General features: G+C 68.1%; 1 protein-coding gene. It reads right to left on the bottom strand.

The genetic code is table 11. The features are described from left to right. Positions 1-226, bottom strand: a 226-nt coding sequence (locus HV823_RS26480; RefSeq protein WP_281374149.1) for an FAD-dependent oxidoreductase, incomplete at both ends; no start/stop codon positions are given.

Genomic DNA, 226 nt, shown 5'->3' with positions numbered 1-226 from the left:
TTGCGGCCTGTCGCCCGGCACGATTTCGAGAACCGGACTGTGCTCGTGAATGACGACGCCCCTGGAAAGGGCGAGCTGGCGCAGGCCGAGGGCGAGCTTTGCGGGCTGGACGGTCCCTGCCCTCTCCTCGACGATGCCAACATAGGAGGCGGCGGAGCCCGTGCGGAGCAGGATTTCAGCGCGCTGAAGCGGCCGGAAGCGCGCTTCGCCAATCGTGCGGCACACG

Source organism: Mycoplana rhizolycopersici (genome assembly GCF_013378445.1).
Lineage (GTDB): Bacteria > Pseudomonadota > Alphaproteobacteria > Rhizobiales > Rhizobiaceae > Mycoplana > Mycoplana rhizolycopersici.
The sequence above is the reverse complement of the archived record's forward strand: the minus strand, read 5'-3'. Positions and strand labels throughout refer to the sequence as shown.